Consider the following 17,622-nt stretch of genomic DNA (forward strand, 5'->3'; position numbering starts at 1 on the left):
GATTCTATTTATTTTATAGGTATGTAGATTTTTGTAATGTTATCATTTCTATTTTCTTTTGAATAATTGATATATTCCTCAAAAGACATCCCATGACGAAGTGAATATTCTTGACTTACGTTAATGATGTTATACCAGTCCTGCAAATCAGTATAATATCCCTGCAACGTATAGACCGCATATTTACCCTGTGGTAGCCGGATTGTACCAAATTCGCAAGTGGGTATAATTTCTTTTTGCACTGATGCACAGGCATAGAAACGACATTGATTAGATTTTGTTACATTAGGGTCGTCAAAACTTAACCCGATAAAGCGTGTGTCGGATGTAAGTAAGTCATTTTTCTTTAAGAAATGTATCAATTTACTCCACGCTGTTTCATAAGGCTCTTCCTCTCCATACTTGCCCCATATACGGATATATACTAAATCTAATCCCTCAAAATCATAAGCATCAGAATGTAAGTCATACTGCTTTCCATCATGTACAAACTCTTTTAATCGCTTCTTTAATTTACTGATATAGGCTTTTGGAGAAACACCGAATTGTTTCTTAAATGCTTTGGAGAATGATTGTGGATTGTCGTAGCCGACTAACCCAGCCAAATTCTGTAAACTCATATCTTCAATTTGCATATATAGTACGGCTCGTTCTACACGTTGCCTTGCCACATAAGTATATAATGGTTCTTTCAGAGCAGAACTCATCATCCGAAGTAATTGCCGTTGAGACATATTTACTATATCGGCTATTACATTCAACTGTAATGGCTGATGCAAATTGGAATTTATGTAATCAATTACTTGATTGACCTTCTGTTTATATATATTTTCGGTGCTATTTTTCATCTATAACAATATAATTTGCAAAATTATAGAGTTTTCATAGATATATGATTGTCCAATCTCGCCAATTTTACCTTTTATTTTCCAAAGTTGTTTTCAACTATATTTTCATTTGGTTGATTTCTTTCTGAACCCCATCTAAAAAGCGGGAAGCGTGCGCCCCGTCCATTTGCGTGTGGTGGAACTGGAAAGAAACGGTGAGCGTCGTTTTCATCAGGCGACGTTTGTATTTGCCCCAAATAAGAAACGGATTATTAAAAATGCCGCTATACATCCCGACAGCCCCGTCTATTTCATATTGTGCCAAGGCGGAAGTTCCGATAACCATGCTTTCCGTCAAGTCGTGATTGACGCAACTTTCAGCCACTTGTTTGGTTAGTTGCAGATAGTGTTGATTAAATAAAGATAAATCATCACAGAAAGGAACATCACACGAACTTACCTCGCCCTTTCTGTTGGCGACAATGGTGTTTACTGCAATGGTATCGTACTGCATCAGTTTGTCGTTTACGGGCAGCAGATAAAATTCTTTCACGCTCCTTGCGGCTTTGCCGATGCACCAGCACATCAACATATTAAACTTCATGCCCGATTTCCGACTGATTTTCACAAGGCGTGACACGTTGAGTGTCTTAAAGAACGTCACCATTGGCATGGGTGCGTTCATCCACATTTCAAAGGCGTATGCCCGGCTAGTTTCTTGGGGATTTACTTCTTTCATACTTAATGCTATTTTCATTTAATGAATCAGACGGCAAAAGTAGGAGAAGCGTTTGAACCCGGATAGAACAAACGGGACATTTATACGGGATTGGTGAACAAATCGGAATATGGATTTGATATTTTCAGCAAAGACATGGGCGTATATCCGCAGAACTTCTTGAACTCTCGGATAAAGTGCGACTGGTCAGCATAACCGCTGGTGTATGCTATTTGTGCCTGGTTGATTTCTTTACCCGCTTGATGCTGCATCTGCGCCAAAGCCTTTTGGAAGCGGACGATACGGGTATATTCTTTGGGATTGATGCCTACAAATGAATGAAACAACCGCTCAAACTGTTTTTTACTTAGGCTGGCAATGGAAGATAATTCGTTTACAGAGATTTGCGGAGTGATATATATTCGCTGTATGGCGGCATCTATTCTTTTAATTCTGTGTGTGGTATCAGCTAAATTATCGGCAATTTGTGACACCAGCCATTTTTCTACATAGCTTATGCAAATAGAATTATTCTCACAGTCGAATATTCGTGTAGCCAGTTCATTCAAACTTTTGTTTTCAAGGCTGTAACCGGACACTTCTTGATTATAAAAAAGTGAAGTCGGTATGTTCAGAAACATACTCATAGCGTGAGGGTGGAATACAACCACTATCATTTCTGTATTGCCGTCAGCATACAAATGGGATGAAAAATTAACTTGTCCGCTGACAGTCAGTTTGTCTTGTGTAACATTCAGTTCAGGGATATATAACGGTGCTTGCTTATGGAAAATGATTTGAGGGCAACCGATAGGATAAGTAAAGGCATCCAGCGGTCGATTGCTCTTGAATACCCAATAATATCTTATATAAGGTTGCAGCAACTTACATGGCTTGTAAAATTTGAACTTCTCTTGAATCATTTTACAAAGATAGTAATTTCATATTGATAGCTAAGTGAACAGTTGCAACCATTTATCCTCTTGAATATAAAACGACTGCACCATCATAAATGATACAGTCGTTTCAATTATAAGAATTTAGTTTTCAAGTTTGTCAAGTGATACTTATCTTTGTCCTAAAGTTCCGAATGCACGATTACAACATGATTGACAATGAAATTGTCAGTAAAAATGCGTTCATTTACCGAATTACGTATCTGTAATGTGTATCTTGGGTATGTAACAGAATTATTCCTTCTGTTGTTCCCACTTGGCATACATCTCCCTTGAAAGCTCCACGATCTCCCGGCTCAGTTTCACAAGGTCGATGGTATGTTTCTCCAACTTGTAGAGCAACGCCATCGCCTTCTTCTCCGAAAAGTGGATGCGCAACTCTTTAACGACCTGATTGTAGTTCGTACCGATGGCACGGAATTGGGCGTGGAAGTCCGACAGTTTGGTGTAGTAGTCCACCAGCGTCTTGTCCACTTTCAGCACCTTGAACTTCTGCCCGAAGAAGTGCGCCTTCAGAAAGACGGCTTTCGCATACACGTTCGATTCCTCGTACATCGTCAGGAACCTGTTCCATTCCACATCGTCGAAGCGCACCATTACGCAGTGCGTCTTCGGATTCAATTTGGGATTTCTCCCATACTTGCTCTTCTTTTTCATTCTTCTTATTCTTTTAATTTTATGGCTTGTCCATTGTTTAATCTTTGATTAAGGAATCCCGAAATTATCCGACTGCGGAGGATAATTCTGCCCACGGCGGTGAAGGTGTTTTCAGTTACTTAGAATTATTCGGGTAACTGAAAACATATCTTGCTGTGTCTTTGAAGACACAAAAATCCTCCGCCTGTCGGATTTGTTTCCGAGTGTAATAACTCATCTAGGGTATCGGTTAAGCCGGTGAAGTATATCCACCGACCTAACTGACTTTCCGTAATCCCATTAGAGTTTGCGCCACTGCTCAATGTCATCCCGATAGGCATCGAGATGCAAGCGGACAAGGTTCTCTATCAATCCCGATGCACTCATGCCCCTTCCTCCTAGGTAGCGGACAACCCTGTCAAGTTCGTCACGCACCGTCTCACTGACGAACACGGGCTTGCGGTTGATAATCTTTGGGACTTGGAGATAGGTGGCGCGGTAGTCCTCCAACGACAATCTGCGCTGCTTGCTGCTGACGCGCTTCTGCGGTATTGCCGCCTCCTCGACCACCACACCAGACGGTTCATCCGTCATAGCGGTCTCTGTTTCCTCCGTGACGGTATTGCCGGGCTGCCCCGGCTCATCCGGTTCCAGACCGATACGCCTGTAGAGGTCATCCATTGACTTGGGAGTGTAGGATTCCCTGCGTCCCATTTTTTCCACGATTTCACGAGCCTGCTGCTCTGTAATGTTTGGTTCTCTCTTCATTGTAAAAAAATAAATAGATTAAGTTATTGAATGTGGTCTTGGTCAGTGCCTCGACCGATTATCGGGAGCAAAGTAAGATGCTCCAGTGCAGTCAGTCAAGCACTTGGATTCTCTTAGGCAATTTTGTGTGATTCTGCTTTATGGCGGTTGACAAAGCGGTGTGGACTTCACCGTTTTGCCGGATGTATATGTCTGAGAGGGCAAAGGCTCAATCGCAAGCGAATTTGAATTAAGCCCTTATTTTTGCCCTTGCCAACTTCCTATTTTTTAGAAATAAGAGAATAACCACAGCCTCCAGCCCATGCCAACCGCTACCACCCTGTGCCACATGCTGCCAGTAATAGTAAAAGCCATTGTCAGGTAAAGGAATATGTATTTCTTTGCGGCAAAAGGAATAACACCCGTCCAAAATGGCATGGCAGAAATTACGGTAGGAGCCTTGTTTACGGACAATCAACAAAGCGGCAACCCGGACAAAGATTACCTATTGACGCAACACGCTGCCACTTTCGGAAAATCCATTGCAGGACAGTAAATTATGTATTCCTTTGCAGCAGAAGAAACAGTAATAACTAAAAGAAAGACAATATGGAAATCGTAGCAATCGAAAGAAAAACCTTCGAGGAACTGGTCGCCAAGTTCGACCGTTTCGTCAGCCGTATGGATGCCATCTGCCATCGGCACGGAGAAAAGAGAATGAGCGAGTGGATGGACAATCAGGATGTGTGCCAGATGCTCAACATCAGCCCACGCACGTTGCAGACCTTGCGTGACAACGGAACGCTATCATACAGCCAAATCAACCACAAGACGTACTACCGTCCCGAAGATGTGCAGCGCATCGTCTCCATCGTGGAGGCCAGGCGAATGGAAGCGAGGTTCAAAGGCAGGACAATCTGATAACCGAATAGAGTAATAACAATAATTCCACTAAATCCAGAGTAACATGAACAAACTGATTAACAAAGACAACGAGTGGATAATCCACTTCATGGGCAGCCTCGACCGCCTGCTGGACAACGTAGAGCATCTGACAGCCAACTACCGCCCGACATTGGATGGAGAGCGTTTCTTTACCGACAAGGAGGTGTCGGCACGGTTGAAGGTGAGCCGCCGGACACTTCAGGACTACCGTAATGAGGGACGGATAGCCTATATCCAGTTGGGCGGCAAAATCCTCTACCGTGAATCCGACATCGAAAGGATGTTGACTGAAAGTTACCGCACCGCCTATCGACAGGCGGCAACTTGATTTTCTTGAAGGAGCGCAGTTGACCGTCTGCCCCTATGTTTGCGGCAGCAATAGAACTTCGATAAAAAGAAAAGGAACGGCTTACGGATGAAGCATCAATGTTTATCTTCGTCTGTAAGCCGTTCCTATATTTCTTCTGATTTCCCGCCAGTCGCTTGTTTCCGTTGCCGGATGCCTCGAATGCGTGTGGCTGGCAGTGGCAAGGTTTTCGGGCTGAATACGCTCAAACCCGTTTGAGGAAGATTCTGCCCGAAACGGCTCTGCCGCCCGACCTTGCCAATGCCCTCAAAGCCACATGCTACCTTTGCATCCGGGCATCGGGAACAGGTGGCTGACGGGATGAACCTCAATTATACCATAGGTTGCTGCCCTTGCCATAGGAAACAAACAATGTGACCGGATTCCCTTTCTTGGTGGCGCAGATTTCATTTATTACGAACCGCCTGAACAAAAGGGTCCCTTTGCTACATATTTTGAAAGCGATGGCTATAATCATTTCAAAATTATACACATCATAACTGATACCATCGGGTTGCCTGATATATCGCATTGTTTCGGCTTCATTCAGTTCCTTGTTCTTGTAGATTGCTCGTATCGCCTTGCGGATGTCGTACGAGAATACCCCGAACATGTCGGCTATCTCAAACTTTGTCATCCATATAGGGGCAGTCGGCACTATAACTACGCCCGTTTCACTGATTGTTATTATTCCTCTGTTCATAATCAAAGATTTTTTGATAAGGCACTTTTCACATTCATCATATCTTTGAAGATGGAAGAATCCAGCACACGGGCATAGTGCTGCGTCATTTTTATGTTGGAATGACCGAGCATTTTCGCCACATTCTCAATGCTTACACCATTGGCGAGGCACACAGAGGTCGCATACGAGTGCCGGGCTGTGTGCGTGGTCAAGCACTTTGATATGCCACACAAATCGGCTATCTCTTTCAGGTAGCTGTTCATCTTCTGATTGCAGGGGACAGGGAGCAATACATTTTTCTTTTGGCAAGTAGGATGGCTTTTGTATTTCTCCAAAATCTGCATCGGAATATCGAGCAAAGGGATGTTGCACATATTCTTCGTCTTTTGGCGAGGCTTGCGAATCCAATAATTGCCGTTGTTGTCTTGAACGATATGTTCGGCAGATAGCTGCTGTACATCAATGAACGCCAACCCAGTGAACGCAGCAAAGGTGAAGACATCACGCACAACCGTAATCCTGTCCAAAGAAAACTCCTTGTTGTAGATTGTGAGCAGCTCATCCATAGTTAGGAACTCACGGATAACTTCCTTCTCGTGGAACTTGATACCGATAAACGGGTCTTTGGTTATCCATTCGTTGGCAAGTGCGAGATTGGTTATCTTCTTCAGGCACTTCATATAACGGATGACCGTATTTTGTTGGCACTCCTTTTCCGTCTTGAGATAAAATTCAAAAGCACGTACTAGTTCACCATTGATTTCCGACAAGGGCAAATCCTCCTTGTCATATTTCAGTTTGATAAGTTCTGCTAGATAGCGTTTGCAGCTTTCATAACGGCGGACAGTAATCAGCGCATAGTCCTTGCCCACAAGTTCACGGCATTGGTCGTTATGCTCCTGTATGGTTTGGATGAGTGTGCGGACTTCCTTCACTTCTTCGTTAGCTCCAAAGAACTTTTCTTGCAAGATTCTGGCTGTGATGGAGTGGTTCCTCTCTTCCAGTTCATCGAACAGCTTGCGCAACTTGATTTTGGCTTGCTCGATGTAGAGATTGAGTTCACAAGCCTTGCGGCTCTTGCCTTTGGCGCACTCCTTCGCTTGATTCCACAGGGCAGGCTCAATGCTCATGCGGATGTTGTTTTCCACTCGCGCACCATTCACGGTGATGCGCATACACACGGAGGCTTCCCCGTTTTTCAGCAGTTTGGCTTTCTTGATGAAGAAAAGCACATTGAATGAGTTTCGTTTCATGTTCCTACAGTTTTTTCGTTGGACAAAAGTAGGAAACCATACACGCTTTCTTGATACGCAAAATATTGCAAATCAGAGAGAAATAATCTTGTTCGGTGGAGATTCGCGTTCCACCTTTCTTGCTCCACCGATTGGAACACCGGAAACGGTAACATTCTGCCGTTTTTTGCGTCCCTGCGAAAAACAAAAAATCCCGATTTCGTTTGGAAATCAAGATTTTACTGCTTTTTGCTTTTCTTCAAAGTGGTGCCACCAGGAATCGAACCGGGGACACAAGGATTTTCAGTCCTTTGCTCTACCAACTGAGCTATGGCACCATTGCTTTTGCGGTTGCAAAGGTAAGAAATATTATCTAATCACCGAAACATTTCTTGAAAAAATGTTACTGATTAATATTTGTTAACAAAGAAAACGCACGATGAAAGTGCATATATGCGTCTGTCATCCGAAGCGTTTCCAATGGCCAGCTCACACACAAAGAGTTCATTTATAGCGGATTCCACCCCTGAGCCCGTAGTGTAAATTCTTGATTGTCACGTGTGATTAGTTGGGCACCCAATGATTCTTTGGTAATATGTCCAATCATTCGCACGCCTTCTATCTGCTGTATCTTTTCATGATCGGGGATGGGAACAGTGAAAAGCAGTTCGTAGTCTTCGCCGCCATTCAACGCACAAGTCGTGACATTCATGTTCAACTCTTCTGCCATGACGGCTGTTTGGTAGTCAATTGGCAGGTTCTTCTCATAAATTCTACATCCGCATTTGCTTTGTTTGCATATATGGAGCAGTTCACTGCTCAATCCATCGGAGATGTCAATCATGGCAGTAGGGTGGATGTTAGCTGTCTGGAGCTTTTCAATGATGTCCCCTCTTGCTTCTGTTTGCAGTTGTCTTTGCAGCAGATACTCCTTCCCAGCAAAGTCTGGTTGGAAGTTACCAAGCTCGCTAAGTTTCTTCTTTAGGTGTTCTACAAGTTGATTGTCTTGTTCCTTTTGCGCTGCTTTAAGCTTCTTGTTGAGTTCATCTACCTGCTGGTAATATACATCTTTCTCACGTTCTAACAGCATCAGTCCCATGTAGGCTGCACCCAAATCGCCGCTGACGCAAATCAAGTCAGTGTCTTTAGCACCACTGCGATAGACGATGTCTTCCTTTTTTGCTTCCCCAATACAGGTAATGCTGATGGCAATACCCGTGCGAGAGGATGTCGTGTCACCTCCCACAATGTCCACATGCCATTTGTTGCATGCCATTTGTAGGCCGCTATAAAAAGCCTCCATGTCTTCAACTTTAAACCTTTTGTCAATGGCAAGGCTCACCAACAACTGCTTTGGTGTTCCATTCATGGCAAATATATCGCTGATATTCACCATGGCTGACTTGTAGCCAAGATGTTGCATGTCGATGTAGGTGAGGTCAAAATGAACACCTTCCATCAGCATGTCGGTGGTCATCAGTACTTCCTTATCGGGATAGTGCATCACGGCGCAATCGTCACCAATACCAAGTTTTGTTGATTGGTTCTGTATTTGGATGTCTTTTGTGAGGTGATCTATGAGTTTGAATTCACCCAGTTTTGAAATGTCTGTCATTCGCTTGAGTAGTAATTTGCTGTAAAGTCTATAGATTACAAGGTGAGTTGACAGGAGTATCCAATCACTTTTATAGAAATGTGAGCGGGTGGATGTAACTTGTCAACTCACTCATCAGCTTACGGTGAGCATGTGTTAACTTCTCTTGATGATTTCGCTCATGATTTCAGTCATCAGCGGCTGAGCCTTGTTAGCAGCAGCCTGAACCTCTTCATGAGAAACTTCGACGGGTTGTCCCTCAATGCCTAAATCTGTTATGATGCTCATTCCAAACACCTTGATGCCACAGTGACGAGCCACGATAACTTCGGGTACGGTGCTCATTCCAACAGCGTCACCCCCTAAACGATGATACATCCTGTATTCTGCAGGTGTTTCAAAAGTCGGTCCCTGTACGCCAACGTAGACACCATGAACCACTCTGATACCTTTTTCTTTGGCAATTTTGTCAGCCAGTGTTCTTAGTTGTCCGTCATAAGCCTCATGCATGTCAGGGAATCTTGGACCTGTTGGGAAGTTCTTACCATGAAGTGGATGCTCAGGGAAGAAGTTGATATGATCGTCGATGATCATCAAATCTCCAATTTTAAAGTCGGGATTCATTCCTCCCGAGGCATTGGAAACAAACAATATTTCAATGCCCAGCTCGTACATGATGCGCTCTGGGAAGGTTACTTCTTTCATGTCATAACCTTCATAATAGTGGAATCGGCCTTGCATAGCCATGATGTCCTTGCCGCCCAGCTTGCCAAAAATAAGCTTGCCAGAATGACCTTCCACCGTGGACAGGGGGAAGTTTGGAATGTCAGTATAGGCGAATTCGTAACTATCTGTTATCTCTGAAGCTAATTGTCCTAGTCCGGTTCCCAGGATGATTGCTGTCTTTGGACTTGTTGTCATCCTTTCTTTCAACCAGGATGCTGTTTCTTGAATTTTTTCGTACATAACTAATGATTTTATGATTGAATGTTTCTTCATCGTTTTGAAGAAAACTTATTTGTATCGGTAATGAATAAATGGCATTCTTGACTTGGTCAGAAAGGCCGTCTACAGCGATCAGTCGCGTGGCATCTTTTTCGGTTGTGATGACAATTTTAGGTGAAGAGATTGTTTCAAATTGTGCATTTAGTTTGTCTATGTCTTTCCTTGTGAACAGGTGGTGGTCAGCAAATTTTAATGGATGAATTTGCTGACAATGGTGTTTCAGGTCTTCATACATTTGCTTGGGCGAAGCGATGCCCGTCACCAAGAGCACGTTTGTCTTCTTAATGGTATGGAGAGAGCGAGTTTCGCCTCCGAATATTGGTTGCAAACTACCATATTTAATCGTCGTGAAGAACAGTGATTGAAAAGGGTAGAGGTCCAGGTTTTTGGTCAAAACCCGAAACTCCATTGGCTTTAAGTCCTTAGGACATTTAGTCACGATAACCATATCTGCACGGTTTTTCCCACTCAATGGTTCACGTAGACGACCGGCTGGCAACAGTTGGTCGTTCATGATGAATCGATGATAGTCTACCAGCAAGATGTTGATGCCTGGCTTTACATAGCGATGTTGGAAGGCATCGTCGAGGATGATTACATCAACATCTTTCGTTTCTGCATCAGATGCCAGGTTCTCAATGCCCCTCCTTCTGTTCTCATCCACAGCAATGAAGATGTTAGGGAATTTGGATTTCATCTGGAACGGCTCATCCCCAATTGCCTGCATGGTTGAATCTTCGTGCGCCAGTACATAGCCTTTACTTTTTCGTTTATATCCCCTGGACAGCACACCCACTTTCATCCTGTCACCAAGGAGGCGTACCAGGTATTCAACATGCGGTGTTTTTCCCGTTCCACCCACAGTCATGTTTCCAACGGAGATGATGGGAATATCGTATGTCTGTTCTTTCAGGATGCCCATTTCAAACATTTGATTGCGCAACCTTACACCAATTCCATACAGCCAACTCAGTGGCAGCAGCCATTCGTTAATCTTTATATAATCTCCTTCTGTCCTCATTCATTACATTGAGTCTTACTCATGCAAATCGGCATCATGTATGATAGCCGCTGTTTCGATGCGAGTTAAGACCGTGGTTTTGATGTTCTTGATTATCTGATGTTCAGATAAAAAGGTATACGAGCTTGAATCATATTTTGCTGATTCATTGTCTTGAGCAACATGAAAGGCTCATAATATTCGTCTAATGTGGCTCGTAATTGCTCGTCAAGATAGTTGCCGCCGCTCATGGCACCCGTCAATTGATCCATCCAACTTGCCTTTGCAGGATAGTCTTGCGTGTAAAACTCATCGAGTTTAGCCAGCTTTGCAGCTTTTTCAACCGCTTTATCCAGACCACCTAATTCGTCTACCAGTTTGATTTTCAAAGCATCTCGTCCTACGAAGACGTGCCCTTGAGCGATAGCCTCAACTTGATTGACAGACAATTTGCGTCCGTCAGCCACGCGTTGGCGGAAGAGAGCGTACCCTCTATCAATATATCTTGCGAGGTAACCGATTTCTTCTGCGTTCAGTGGTCGTGCTGACGAGCCAAACGTAGAATTCTTATTGGTCTTCACTTCATCAAATTTGATTCCCAATTTCTGTGTAAGCAACTGACTCATATCTGGTATCATGGCAAAAATACCGATGCTGCCCGTAAGTGTGGTAGGCTGCGCTACAATCCAATTGGCATTGCAACCCATGTAATATCCGCCTGATGCAGCCATATCACCCATCGAAACCACTACGGGTTTCTTCTTCTTCAGTTGCTCAACCTGATTCCACATCTGCTCTGAAGCGTATGCACTTCCGCCGCCTGAGTTGATTCTAAGAACAACAGCTTTCACGTCATCATCTTCCGCCAAAGCCTCCAAATCCTTGCAAACTTCCGAACCTACAATCATGTGTTCTGCACCAAACATGCTGCCAGTCACCGGATTGTCGACGATAGAGCCGTATGCATAATACACTGCAACCTGTTTTCCTTCGGTTTCTTCCTTGACACTACGCATGTCAGTGACGCCCACTTGGTTGACAGGATCATCCTTGTCGAGTCCAAACATCTTCTTAACTTCGTCCTTCACCTGGTTGGTATAAAGCAAGCCATCTACCAATTTGGCATCTACATAGTCCTTTGGATTGCTGAAGGTTATCAAGCTGTCAGCATATTGGTTCAACTTATCCACGTTGATTTTCCTGCTGTCACTCACCGCCTTGAGCACGTCTGACCAAATACCGTCGATGTAAGCCTGCGTTTGCTCACGACTGGGATCGCTCATCTTGTCGGCGATGTACATTTCAGTGGCACTCTTGTATTTTCCAACTTTGACGACTTGATACTGTATACCGACTTTTTTCAGCAAATCTTTCACAAACATCGGTTGAGCGCCAATGCCGTGCCAATCAATCATGCCTTGTGGATTCAGGAAAACCTTGTCAGCCACAGAGGCCAGATAGTAGTTGCCCTGAGTGTAGTTGTCACCGTAAGCAATGATTTTTTTGCCGCTTTTTTTGAAGTCTAAGAGTGCATTTCTTATCTCTTGTCTACTGGCATAATTAGCCAAAAATATACCCGACTCTATATAGATTCCTTTGATTCTGTCATTATTTTTTGCTTTTTTGATGGCAGAAAGAATATCGTCAAGCCCTGCGGAACCAAGTTCGTTTCCGGTGAGCATTCCCCAAACATTATCACTACCTTGTTCAGCCAAACTACCTGAAAGATTTAAAACAAGAATTGAGTTTTTGCTTACATTTTGAGTAGCTTGCGCAGATGATATCAAACCTACTATACTCATCGTGCCAAAAATCACCACAATCAGTCCAAAAACGATCAGTCCTACGACTGTTGCTCCAACATATTTGAAAAAATCTTTCATAGAGATAAAGTTTTGATTACTGAATGCAAATATACTTAATTTTATCCATAATGTCATGAAATACTTCGTTTTTTTAAGTAATCTGTCATATATTTGTCATCATGAACAAAGTAATTATCATGGGAGCCTCATCAGGAATGGGGAAAGAACTGGCACAACTCTTTTATGATGCCGGTTGGACTGTCGGGATAGCGGCCCGACGTATCGACTGTTTGAACAAGTGGAGAGAAGAAAATCTTATTCGGAACTTCCCCGCAAGCAATGGCTCGCAAGCGCGCACTTCAACCATTCATACAGCCCAAATTGATGTATGTAGCGATGGTGCACCCGCCCAGTTGCTTGATTTAATTGAGCGCATGGGTGGGGTAGACTTGTATTTACACGTGTCAGGTGTTGGAAAAATCAACCAAGAGCTTCAGGAAGATATAGAGCTGAACACGGTAAACACCAATGGCATGGGGTTCGTCAGGATGGTGGGAACAGCCTACAGATATATGGCAGTGCATGGGGGAGGGCACATTGCTGTGATATCATCCATTGCTGGAACCAAAGGATTGGGGCCGGCACCGGCATACAGTGCAACCAAATCCATGCAAAACATTTACATTCAGTCACTTGAGCAATTGGCCAATTCTCGTAAACTCAACATCAAATTTACGGATCTTAGGCCAGGTTTTGTAGACACTCCTTTGCTCAATGGCGGCTCGTATCCCATGTTGATGAATCAGAAAACAGTTGCCGCCAAGATGTTTCATGCCATCATGCGTCATGAACATGTACGCGTCATCGATTGGCGGTGGTCTGTTTTGGTTGCCTTATGGAAGTTGGTACCCAATTGGATTTGGAGGAGAATACCACTGAAAAGATGATGAAAAATGAAGTGTCTAAGGTATGTCCGAAACAGTCTGTTGGGCCATTGTTGGTTTCCTTAGAAAACTGCTTGACACACATGACGTTACAATCTCATTGAGTTAATCGCGCAAAGTCAATGAGTTTGGCCTCCAAAGTCATTGACTTTGCCCTCCAATATCAATGACTTTAAAACGAAATAGATAACAGATTGAATATCATTTGTTTACAACATTCGTTCAGTCGGGTTCTCATATTTGATAAAGCGGCAGTGTTAGCTCTCATCTGAAGCGTGTCTCTCACATCTTTATATAATGCCGTGATTACAATTTGTTCAGCGTGTTATACAGTTGTTCCCCAAGTCCAATAGTATATCCTTGAGATGCAAATACCACTCGGTTAAATGTGTCGGCTATGATGAAGATGGGTAACTGTCGAGCATCTTGTAGCTTCATTTGTGCCACGATTTGCTTCTTGATAGCACCATCTTTGTCTACACCATAAATAGTCTTGTTGGGTAGCTCTCCGAAGTCACTTGACTTGAACTTCTTGGCTTCCGCTTCTGACTCGAACAAAAGTACAAAAGGTCTGCCCAAACGGTCAAATTCGTCTTTCAGCTTGGCAATGTCGCGCAGGGTGTGGTTGGTGGGTTCTTGTCCCACATCGATAAGGCCCAACACAAAATATCCTCTCCCTGTTTGCGACAGGATGCTAACCTCTTGGGCATCTTTCACAAACTTCGACTCGCTGTCAAAGTTGCCAATCACGCTAATCTCTGTTTTGGAGGTGCGAAGTGTCAAGTCGAGCGTTGTCGTTTGTCCTTCTTTGATATTGAATATCTGATGGCTCTCTTTCACATTTCCGCTGGCCATGCGAGTGCCGGTGACCAGAAAATAGGTTCCTGCATCCAGGCTCGTTCCATCCTTGAAGGTATTCTTCCAGCTTGTTCCGCCGCCCATGTCAACCTGACCTTCATCAAAGTTTAGCAAAACTGGAATGCCATTTTCTATTTTACTGATGCTGAAATGGTTATAATACTTAGGGTCATCCAGATATTTGGATGGCAAATAGCTTAAAACCAGCTTTCCTTTTGGAGCTGTTTTCTGTTTTTCTGTTTCAAAATTAACATCCATCCATTGGTCATTTAGGCGATATTGAACTTTAGAAGTAACCACGTCCTTGCGTGCTTCGATACCAATACTGCGGGCCAAGTCGACAAAGAAAATATCTCTTGAGCGAGCATCTGTAAACCTTGATTTCCACACGCCGATGGGCGTTTGTGCAATTCTTAAGGCCTCGTTATCTGGGTTGATGCGTATGTTTTTTTGAATCCATTCAACAAGCAATGCCGGATTTTGCTGAAACTTTTTGGTTGTTGCAGGGTCAAAGGCGTTTTGTAATTGTTGTTTGAAGGGTAGGATGATCATTTCGTTCTCAACTCTCGGACTCAATTGGTTGCTCTTCGCCAAGAGATGATCTTCGAGAATGTCCATGGAGATATCACGCAAATCTTTGTCACTCAATGTCTTCAAGAGCGATAGCGCTCTTTCTTCTTTCTCTGGGTACTTGTCATAAAAGTTCTTGATGACCCGCCAGTTGCCTCGCGCTTTCACTAACAATTGTGACAACTCACTCTCATCTACAGCCTGATAGAAATTTGATTCGTAAGCTTTTCTGATGCTGTCTTCTTGCGCAAATCTAAGTTTATTCTTTGCATTCATTTCCTCTGTCACTTGTGGTATTCGTGCTTTCTCTGGCGGAGGAACAATGTCAAGAGAGTCCAACGGGTGCATTTTTGTAGCCAGATCTGTCTTCTGCGATCGGTTGAGACGAATGGTTACTTGTTGATCTTTGCCGAACGAGGCCTTGGAAAATCCGTAATATCCATCTTTTGATGCCCAAACCAGCAGATCGCCTTTGCCGGCTGTGAGGAACGTCTTGCCCTGTTGATCCGTAAATTTCCTTACCGCGGTATAAAATTCAGCATAGTTGTATATCTTGAAATCTACCTGTGCGTGATTGACGGGTTTACCATTTTGGTCCACAACGGTAAAGTCTACCCGTGCGGTTTCGGCATAATGGTCAATCAAATTGATTTCCGTAAAATTGGAAGTGCGTAGAACAATCTCTTCAGGTCCGTCATAATGCCCGAAAACCCGTGTGTGCATGAGCATGGCTCTCGATGCTGGCGCGTTGAACCAGCCAAGGTTCAGTACCGGTTCGGGTTCGCAGGCACCCAGGAAATACCACTTGCCGTCTGCCCAAGCCTCTACCCATGCATGATTGTCGTCAGTGTGGGCCCAACGTGGGGTGTATACTTGTCGGGCCGGAATGCCCACAGCCCTGAGCGCAGCAACGGTAAAAGTACTCTCTTCTCCGCAACGTCCCTGTGCGTTCTTCATGCAGGCTAACGGAGACAACGTACGAGCATCGGATGGGGTATAGGTGACATGTTCGTGGCACCAATGGTTCACTTCCAGGATTGCTTCTTGCATACTCATGCCTTGAATGCGGTCTTTCAGCATGTCATGAAAAACCTTTCTGGCATCGTCAAGGTTTTCGTTGTTAACACGTAGCGGCACGACAAAATGGCGAAACAACAGCTGTGGCACCTTTGTTCCCCAGGGCATGGCTTGTTGCGTGGTAAAAGTACTTCGGATATTCTCTAAGTAAAAACGAGTAGGGTAGTCAGTGATATCAGCTACAGGCATGTAAGCATACAGAAAATGCAAGGCATCCAGTTCGTCATCTGTCAACTTTAACCCATTGATGTCAAAGAATTTAGGTCCTATTCGTTTCATTCTTTCATTAAAAGCTTGAAGGACCTCTTGGCGTTGTTGGTTGTCTTTGAAAATTAAAGATGCTTGGCTAAGTTGGAAACACAATAGCATCAATAGGATTAGGCTTGCTTTTTTCATAGGTTGAATAGATTATCTTGTTGAATGAAGAAGTGCTTGTATCGTGTTTCGCACACGCCTTTCTGTTGTTACCTCCGTGGTCATTTCATCTTGACCTGCCATTCCCATGTAGACGGATGGGTTATGGTATTCCATCTGGCTGTAAACACTTTCTCTGGCAGAAAAATGGAATTCTTTGACAAGGGTACACTGGGCGATGTGTACGATGTTTGTTTCGTTGATGCCGCAACCAGCAAGGATGTTGATTCTTCCTTGTGCCCTGTGTTGCAATTGCTTTAACATTTCGATACCTTCTTCCGCAGTAGGCTGTTGTCCGGATGTAAGTATGCGGTCGAACCCAAGGTCTATCAGCTGTTCAAGAGCTTCGAAAGGATGCTTACATCGATCAAAGGCTCGGTGAAAGGTCGTAGACATGCCTTTGGCATGCGATAAAAGTAGCTGGTTGTTTTCTATGTCAATGCCACCATTTTTAGTCAGGCAACCGAACACAACGCCATCTACTCCCAGTTGTTTACAGATGTCAATGTCTGCCAACATACACTTGATTTCAAGCGATGAGTATAGGAAATCACCTCCACGTGGCCTGATGATCACATGCAGACGCGTTTTGTCAAGGTGTTCTCTGGCCATCTTGATGTCACCATAAGAAGGCGTTGTGCCACCTTCTGGAATGCCGGCGCACAGTTCAACACGGTTTGCACCACCAGCCTGAGCAGCCAAGCAGCTCTCAACACTGTTTGCGCATATCTCGAATTGATAATCGTTTTCGCTCATCAGGATGTAGATAGAAATAAAAACATCAAGAGAACCAAGGCGGGCTCTCCTGATGTTCATGCTATTGAATACGTATCTTTGCTATTCTGCGAGAATGTCGTCCACCTTCGAAATCGGTAGAAAAGAACTCATCAAGAATCTTTCTTGTCGTCTCCTTGTCAACAAATCTTCCCGGCAGAACCAACACATTGGCATCGTTATGGAGACGAGTCAAGTGAGCAATCTCGGGCGACCAAGCCAGTCCGGCACGTATTCCTTGATGCTTATTGAGCGTCATGCTCATTCCTTCTCCCGAACCACACACACCGATACCGGGATAGACGTCACCCCGCTCAATGGCATTGGCTAAGGCATGGGCGTGATCGGGATAATCACAAGAGGATGTGCTGTTGGTGCCATAGTCTTTGTACGAAATACCTTTCTCTTCAAGGTATTGCTTGATAAACTCTTTTATTTCATAGCCAGCATGATCACATGCGAGGCCAACTGTCTTGATATCCATGACAA

17 protein-coding genes and 1 tRNA gene are annotated in these 17,622 nt (G+C 44.0%); 3 read left to right on the forward strand and 15 right to left on the reverse strand.

Features of this window, described 5'->3' with window-relative positions:
- Positions 1-8 precede the first annotated feature (8 nt).
- The 5 genes from HMPREF0650_RS01415 to HMPREF0650_RS01435 form a co-directional block, all read right to left on the reverse strand.
- Complete coding sequence (locus HMPREF0650_RS01415; RefSeq protein WP_004347718.1) at positions 9-848, reverse strand: AraC family transcriptional regulator; 840 nt, start codon at positions 846-848, stop codon at positions 9-11.
- Between the two features lie 97 nt (positions 849-945).
- A complete protein-coding gene (locus HMPREF0650_RS01420; RefSeq protein WP_004347720.1) occupies positions 946-1,566 on the reverse strand; it encodes a CatA-like O-acetyltransferase, family 2 in 621 nt (206 codons plus the stop codon).
- An 80-nt stretch (positions 1,567-1,646) separates the two neighbouring features.
- Entirely contained in the window at positions 1,647-2,468 is an 822-nt protein-coding gene (locus HMPREF0650_RS01425; RefSeq protein WP_004347721.1) for a response regulator transcription factor, read from the reverse strand.
- Between the two features lie 267 nt (positions 2,469-2,735).
- A complete protein-coding gene (mobA, locus tag HMPREF0650_RS01430) occupies positions 2,736-3,158 on the reverse strand; it encodes a conjugal transfer protein MobA (protein WP_004347723.1) in 423 nt (140 codons plus the stop codon).
- A gap of 279 nt (positions 3,159-3,437) precedes the next feature.
- Entirely contained in the window at positions 3,438-3,905 is a 468-nt protein-coding gene (locus HMPREF0650_RS01435) for a DUF3408 domain-containing protein (RefSeq protein WP_005645960.1), read from the reverse strand.
- 588 nt (positions 3,906-4,493) lie between these two features.
- On the opposite strand from HMPREF0650_RS01435, the gene HMPREF0650_RS01440 reads away from it, so the two are divergent.
- Positions 4,494-4,805, forward strand: coding sequence for a helix-turn-helix domain-containing protein (locus HMPREF0650_RS01440; RefSeq protein WP_004347727.1), 312 nt, complete (start codon positions 4,494-4,496; stop codon positions 4,803-4,805).
- Between the two features lie 46 nt (positions 4,806-4,851).
- Positions 4,852-5,157 carry a helix-turn-helix domain-containing protein gene (locus HMPREF0650_RS01445; RefSeq protein WP_004347728.1) on the forward strand — a complete coding sequence of 102 codons (306 nt, stop codon included), beginning with the start codon at positions 4,852-4,854 and terminating at the stop codon, positions 5,155-5,157.
- Positions 5,158-5,503: 346 nt separating this feature from the next.
- On the opposite strand, the gene HMPREF0650_RS01455 is transcribed toward HMPREF0650_RS01445, so the two are convergent.
- The 7 genes from HMPREF0650_RS01455 to sppA all read right to left on the reverse strand — a co-directional run bounded on the left by HMPREF0650_RS01455 (position 5,504) and on the right by sppA (position 12,574).
- The gene (locus HMPREF0650_RS01455; RefSeq protein ID WP_005645956.1) at positions 5,504-5,878 is read right to left on the reverse strand and encodes a virulence RhuM family protein; all 375 of its coding nucleotides are present in this window, start codon (positions 5,876-5,878) and stop codon (positions 5,504-5,506) included.
- Positions 5,879-5,880: 2 nt separating this feature from the next.
- Entirely contained in the window at positions 5,881-7,113 is a 1,233-nt protein-coding gene (locus tag HMPREF0650_RS01460; protein ID WP_004347731.1) for a site-specific integrase, read from the reverse strand.
- Between the two features lie 244 nt (positions 7,114-7,357).
- Positions 7,358-7,430: transfer RNA gene (locus HMPREF0650_RS01465), tRNA-Phe, on the reverse strand.
- A gap of 170 nt (positions 7,431-7,600) precedes the next feature.
- Positions 7,601-8,707 carry a thiamine-phosphate kinase gene (gene thiL / locus HMPREF0650_RS01470; protein WP_004347732.1) on the reverse strand — a complete coding sequence of 369 codons (1,107 nt, stop codon included), beginning with the start codon at positions 8,705-8,707 and terminating at the stop codon, positions 7,601-7,603.
- A 135-nt stretch (positions 8,708-8,842) separates the two neighbouring features.
- On the reverse strand, positions 8,843-9,652 hold the full coding sequence (locus HMPREF0650_RS01475; protein WP_081454832.1) for a purine-nucleoside phosphorylase: 810 nt from the start codon (positions 9,650-9,652) through the stop codon (positions 8,843-8,845).
- Entirely contained in the window at positions 9,534-10,712 is a 1,179-nt protein-coding gene (gene lpxK, locus HMPREF0650_RS01480) for a tetraacyldisaccharide 4'-kinase (protein WP_004347734.1), read from the reverse strand. Before lpxK ends, HMPREF0650_RS01475 begins: the two co-directional genes overlap by 119 nt.
- A gap of 92 nt (positions 10,713-10,804) precedes the next feature.
- The gene (sppA, locus tag HMPREF0650_RS01485) at positions 10,805-12,574 is read right to left on the reverse strand and encodes a signal peptide peptidase SppA (RefSeq protein WP_004347737.1); all 1,770 of its coding nucleotides are present in this window, start codon (positions 12,572-12,574) and stop codon (positions 10,805-10,807) included.
- 101 nt (positions 12,575-12,675) lie between these two features.
- Between sppA and HMPREF0650_RS01490 the strand changes: the two genes are divergently transcribed.
- Positions 12,676-13,443 (forward strand): SDR family NAD(P)-dependent oxidoreductase, encoded by a 768-nt coding sequence (locus HMPREF0650_RS01490; RefSeq protein WP_004347739.1) that lies wholly within the window; start codon positions 12,676-12,678, stop codon positions 13,441-13,443.
- A gap of 303 nt (positions 13,444-13,746) precedes the next feature.
- Here the strand turns inward: HMPREF0650_RS01490 and HMPREF0650_RS01495 are convergent, their stop codons facing one another.
- From HMPREF0650_RS01495 to rpiB, 3 genes are all read right to left on the reverse strand, one after another.
- Positions 13,747-16,341 carry a transglutaminase-like domain-containing protein gene (locus HMPREF0650_RS01495; RefSeq protein ID WP_040562043.1) on the reverse strand — a complete coding sequence of 865 codons (2,595 nt, stop codon included), beginning with the start codon at positions 16,339-16,341 and terminating at the stop codon, positions 13,747-13,749.
- A 12-nt stretch (positions 16,342-16,353) separates the two neighbouring features.
- Entirely contained in the window at positions 16,354-17,115 is a 762-nt protein-coding gene (locus HMPREF0650_RS01500; RefSeq protein WP_040562061.1) for a copper homeostasis protein CutC, read from the reverse strand.
- A 61-nt stretch (positions 17,116-17,176) separates the two neighbouring features.
- On the reverse strand, positions 17,177-17,617 hold the full coding sequence (rpiB, locus tag HMPREF0650_RS01505; RefSeq protein WP_004347742.1) for a ribose 5-phosphate isomerase B: 441 nt from the start codon (positions 17,615-17,617) through the stop codon (positions 17,177-17,179).
- Between the last annotated feature and the right edge of the window lie 5 nt (positions 17,618-17,622).

The organism is Hoylesella buccalis ATCC 35310 (assembly GCF_000177075.1).
Taxonomy (GTDB): Bacteria; Bacteroidota; Bacteroidia; order Bacteroidales; family Bacteroidaceae; genus Prevotella; species Prevotella buccalis.

Coding starts and splice junctions, on each gene's coding strand:
- HMPREF0650_RS01435 (WP_005645960.1), bottom strand. CDS start 3,905: ATGAAGAGAGAACCAAACATTACAGAGCAGCAGGCTCGTGAAATCGTG.
- HMPREF0650_RS01440 (WP_004347727.1), top strand. CDS start 4,494: ATGGAAATCGTAGCAATCGAAAGAAAAACCTTCGAGGAACTGGTCGCC.
- HMPREF0650_RS01500 (WP_040562061.1), bottom strand. CDS start 17,115: ATGAGCGAAAACGATTATCAATTCGAGATATGCGCAAACAGTGTTGAG.
- rpiB (WP_004347742.1), bottom strand. CDS start 17,617: ATGGATATCAAGACAGTTGGCCTCGCATGTGATCATGCTGGCTATGAA.
- mobA (WP_004347723.1), bottom strand. CDS start 3,158: ATGAAAAAGAAGAGCAAGTATGGGAGAAATCCCAAATTGAATCCGAAG.
- HMPREF0650_RS01495 (WP_040562043.1), bottom strand. CDS start 16,341: ATGAAAAAAGCAAGCCTAATCCTATTGATGCTATTGTGTTTCCAACTT.
- sppA (WP_004347737.1), bottom strand. CDS start 12,574: ATGAAAGATTTTTTCAAATATGTTGGAGCAACAGTCGTAGGACTGATC.
- HMPREF0650_RS01445 (WP_004347728.1), top strand. CDS start 4,852: ATGAACAAACTGATTAACAAAGACAACGAGTGGATAATCCACTTCATG.
- HMPREF0650_RS01455 (WP_005645956.1), bottom strand. CDS start 5,878: ATGAACAGAGGAATAATAACAATCAGTGAAACGGGCGTAGTTATAGTG.
- HMPREF0650_RS01475 (WP_081454832.1), bottom strand. CDS start 9,652: ATGTACGAAAAAATTCAAGAAACAGCATCCTGGTTGAAAGAAAGGATG.
- HMPREF0650_RS01425 (WP_004347721.1), bottom strand. CDS start 2,468: ATGATTCAAGAGAAGTTCAAATTTTACAAGCCATGTAAGTTGCTGCAA.
- HMPREF0650_RS01415 (WP_004347718.1), bottom strand. CDS start 848: ATGAAAAATAGCACCGAAAATATATATAAACAGAAGGTCAATCAAGTA.
- thiL (WP_004347732.1), bottom strand. CDS start 8,707: ATGACAGACATTTCAAAACTGGGTGAATTCAAACTCATAGATCACCTC.
- HMPREF0650_RS01490 (WP_004347739.1), top strand. CDS start 12,676: ATGAACAAAGTAATTATCATGGGAGCCTCATCAGGAATGGGGAAAGAA.
- HMPREF0650_RS01460 (WP_004347731.1), bottom strand. CDS start 7,113: ATGAAACGAAACTCATTCAATGTGCTTTTCTTCATCAAGAAAGCCAAA.
- lpxK (WP_004347734.1), bottom strand. CDS start 10,712: ATGAGGACAGAAGGAGATTATATAAAGATTAACGAATGGCTGCTGCCA.
- HMPREF0650_RS01420 (WP_004347720.1), bottom strand. CDS start 1,566: ATGAAAGAAGTAAATCCCCAAGAAACTAGCCGGGCATACGCCTTTGAA.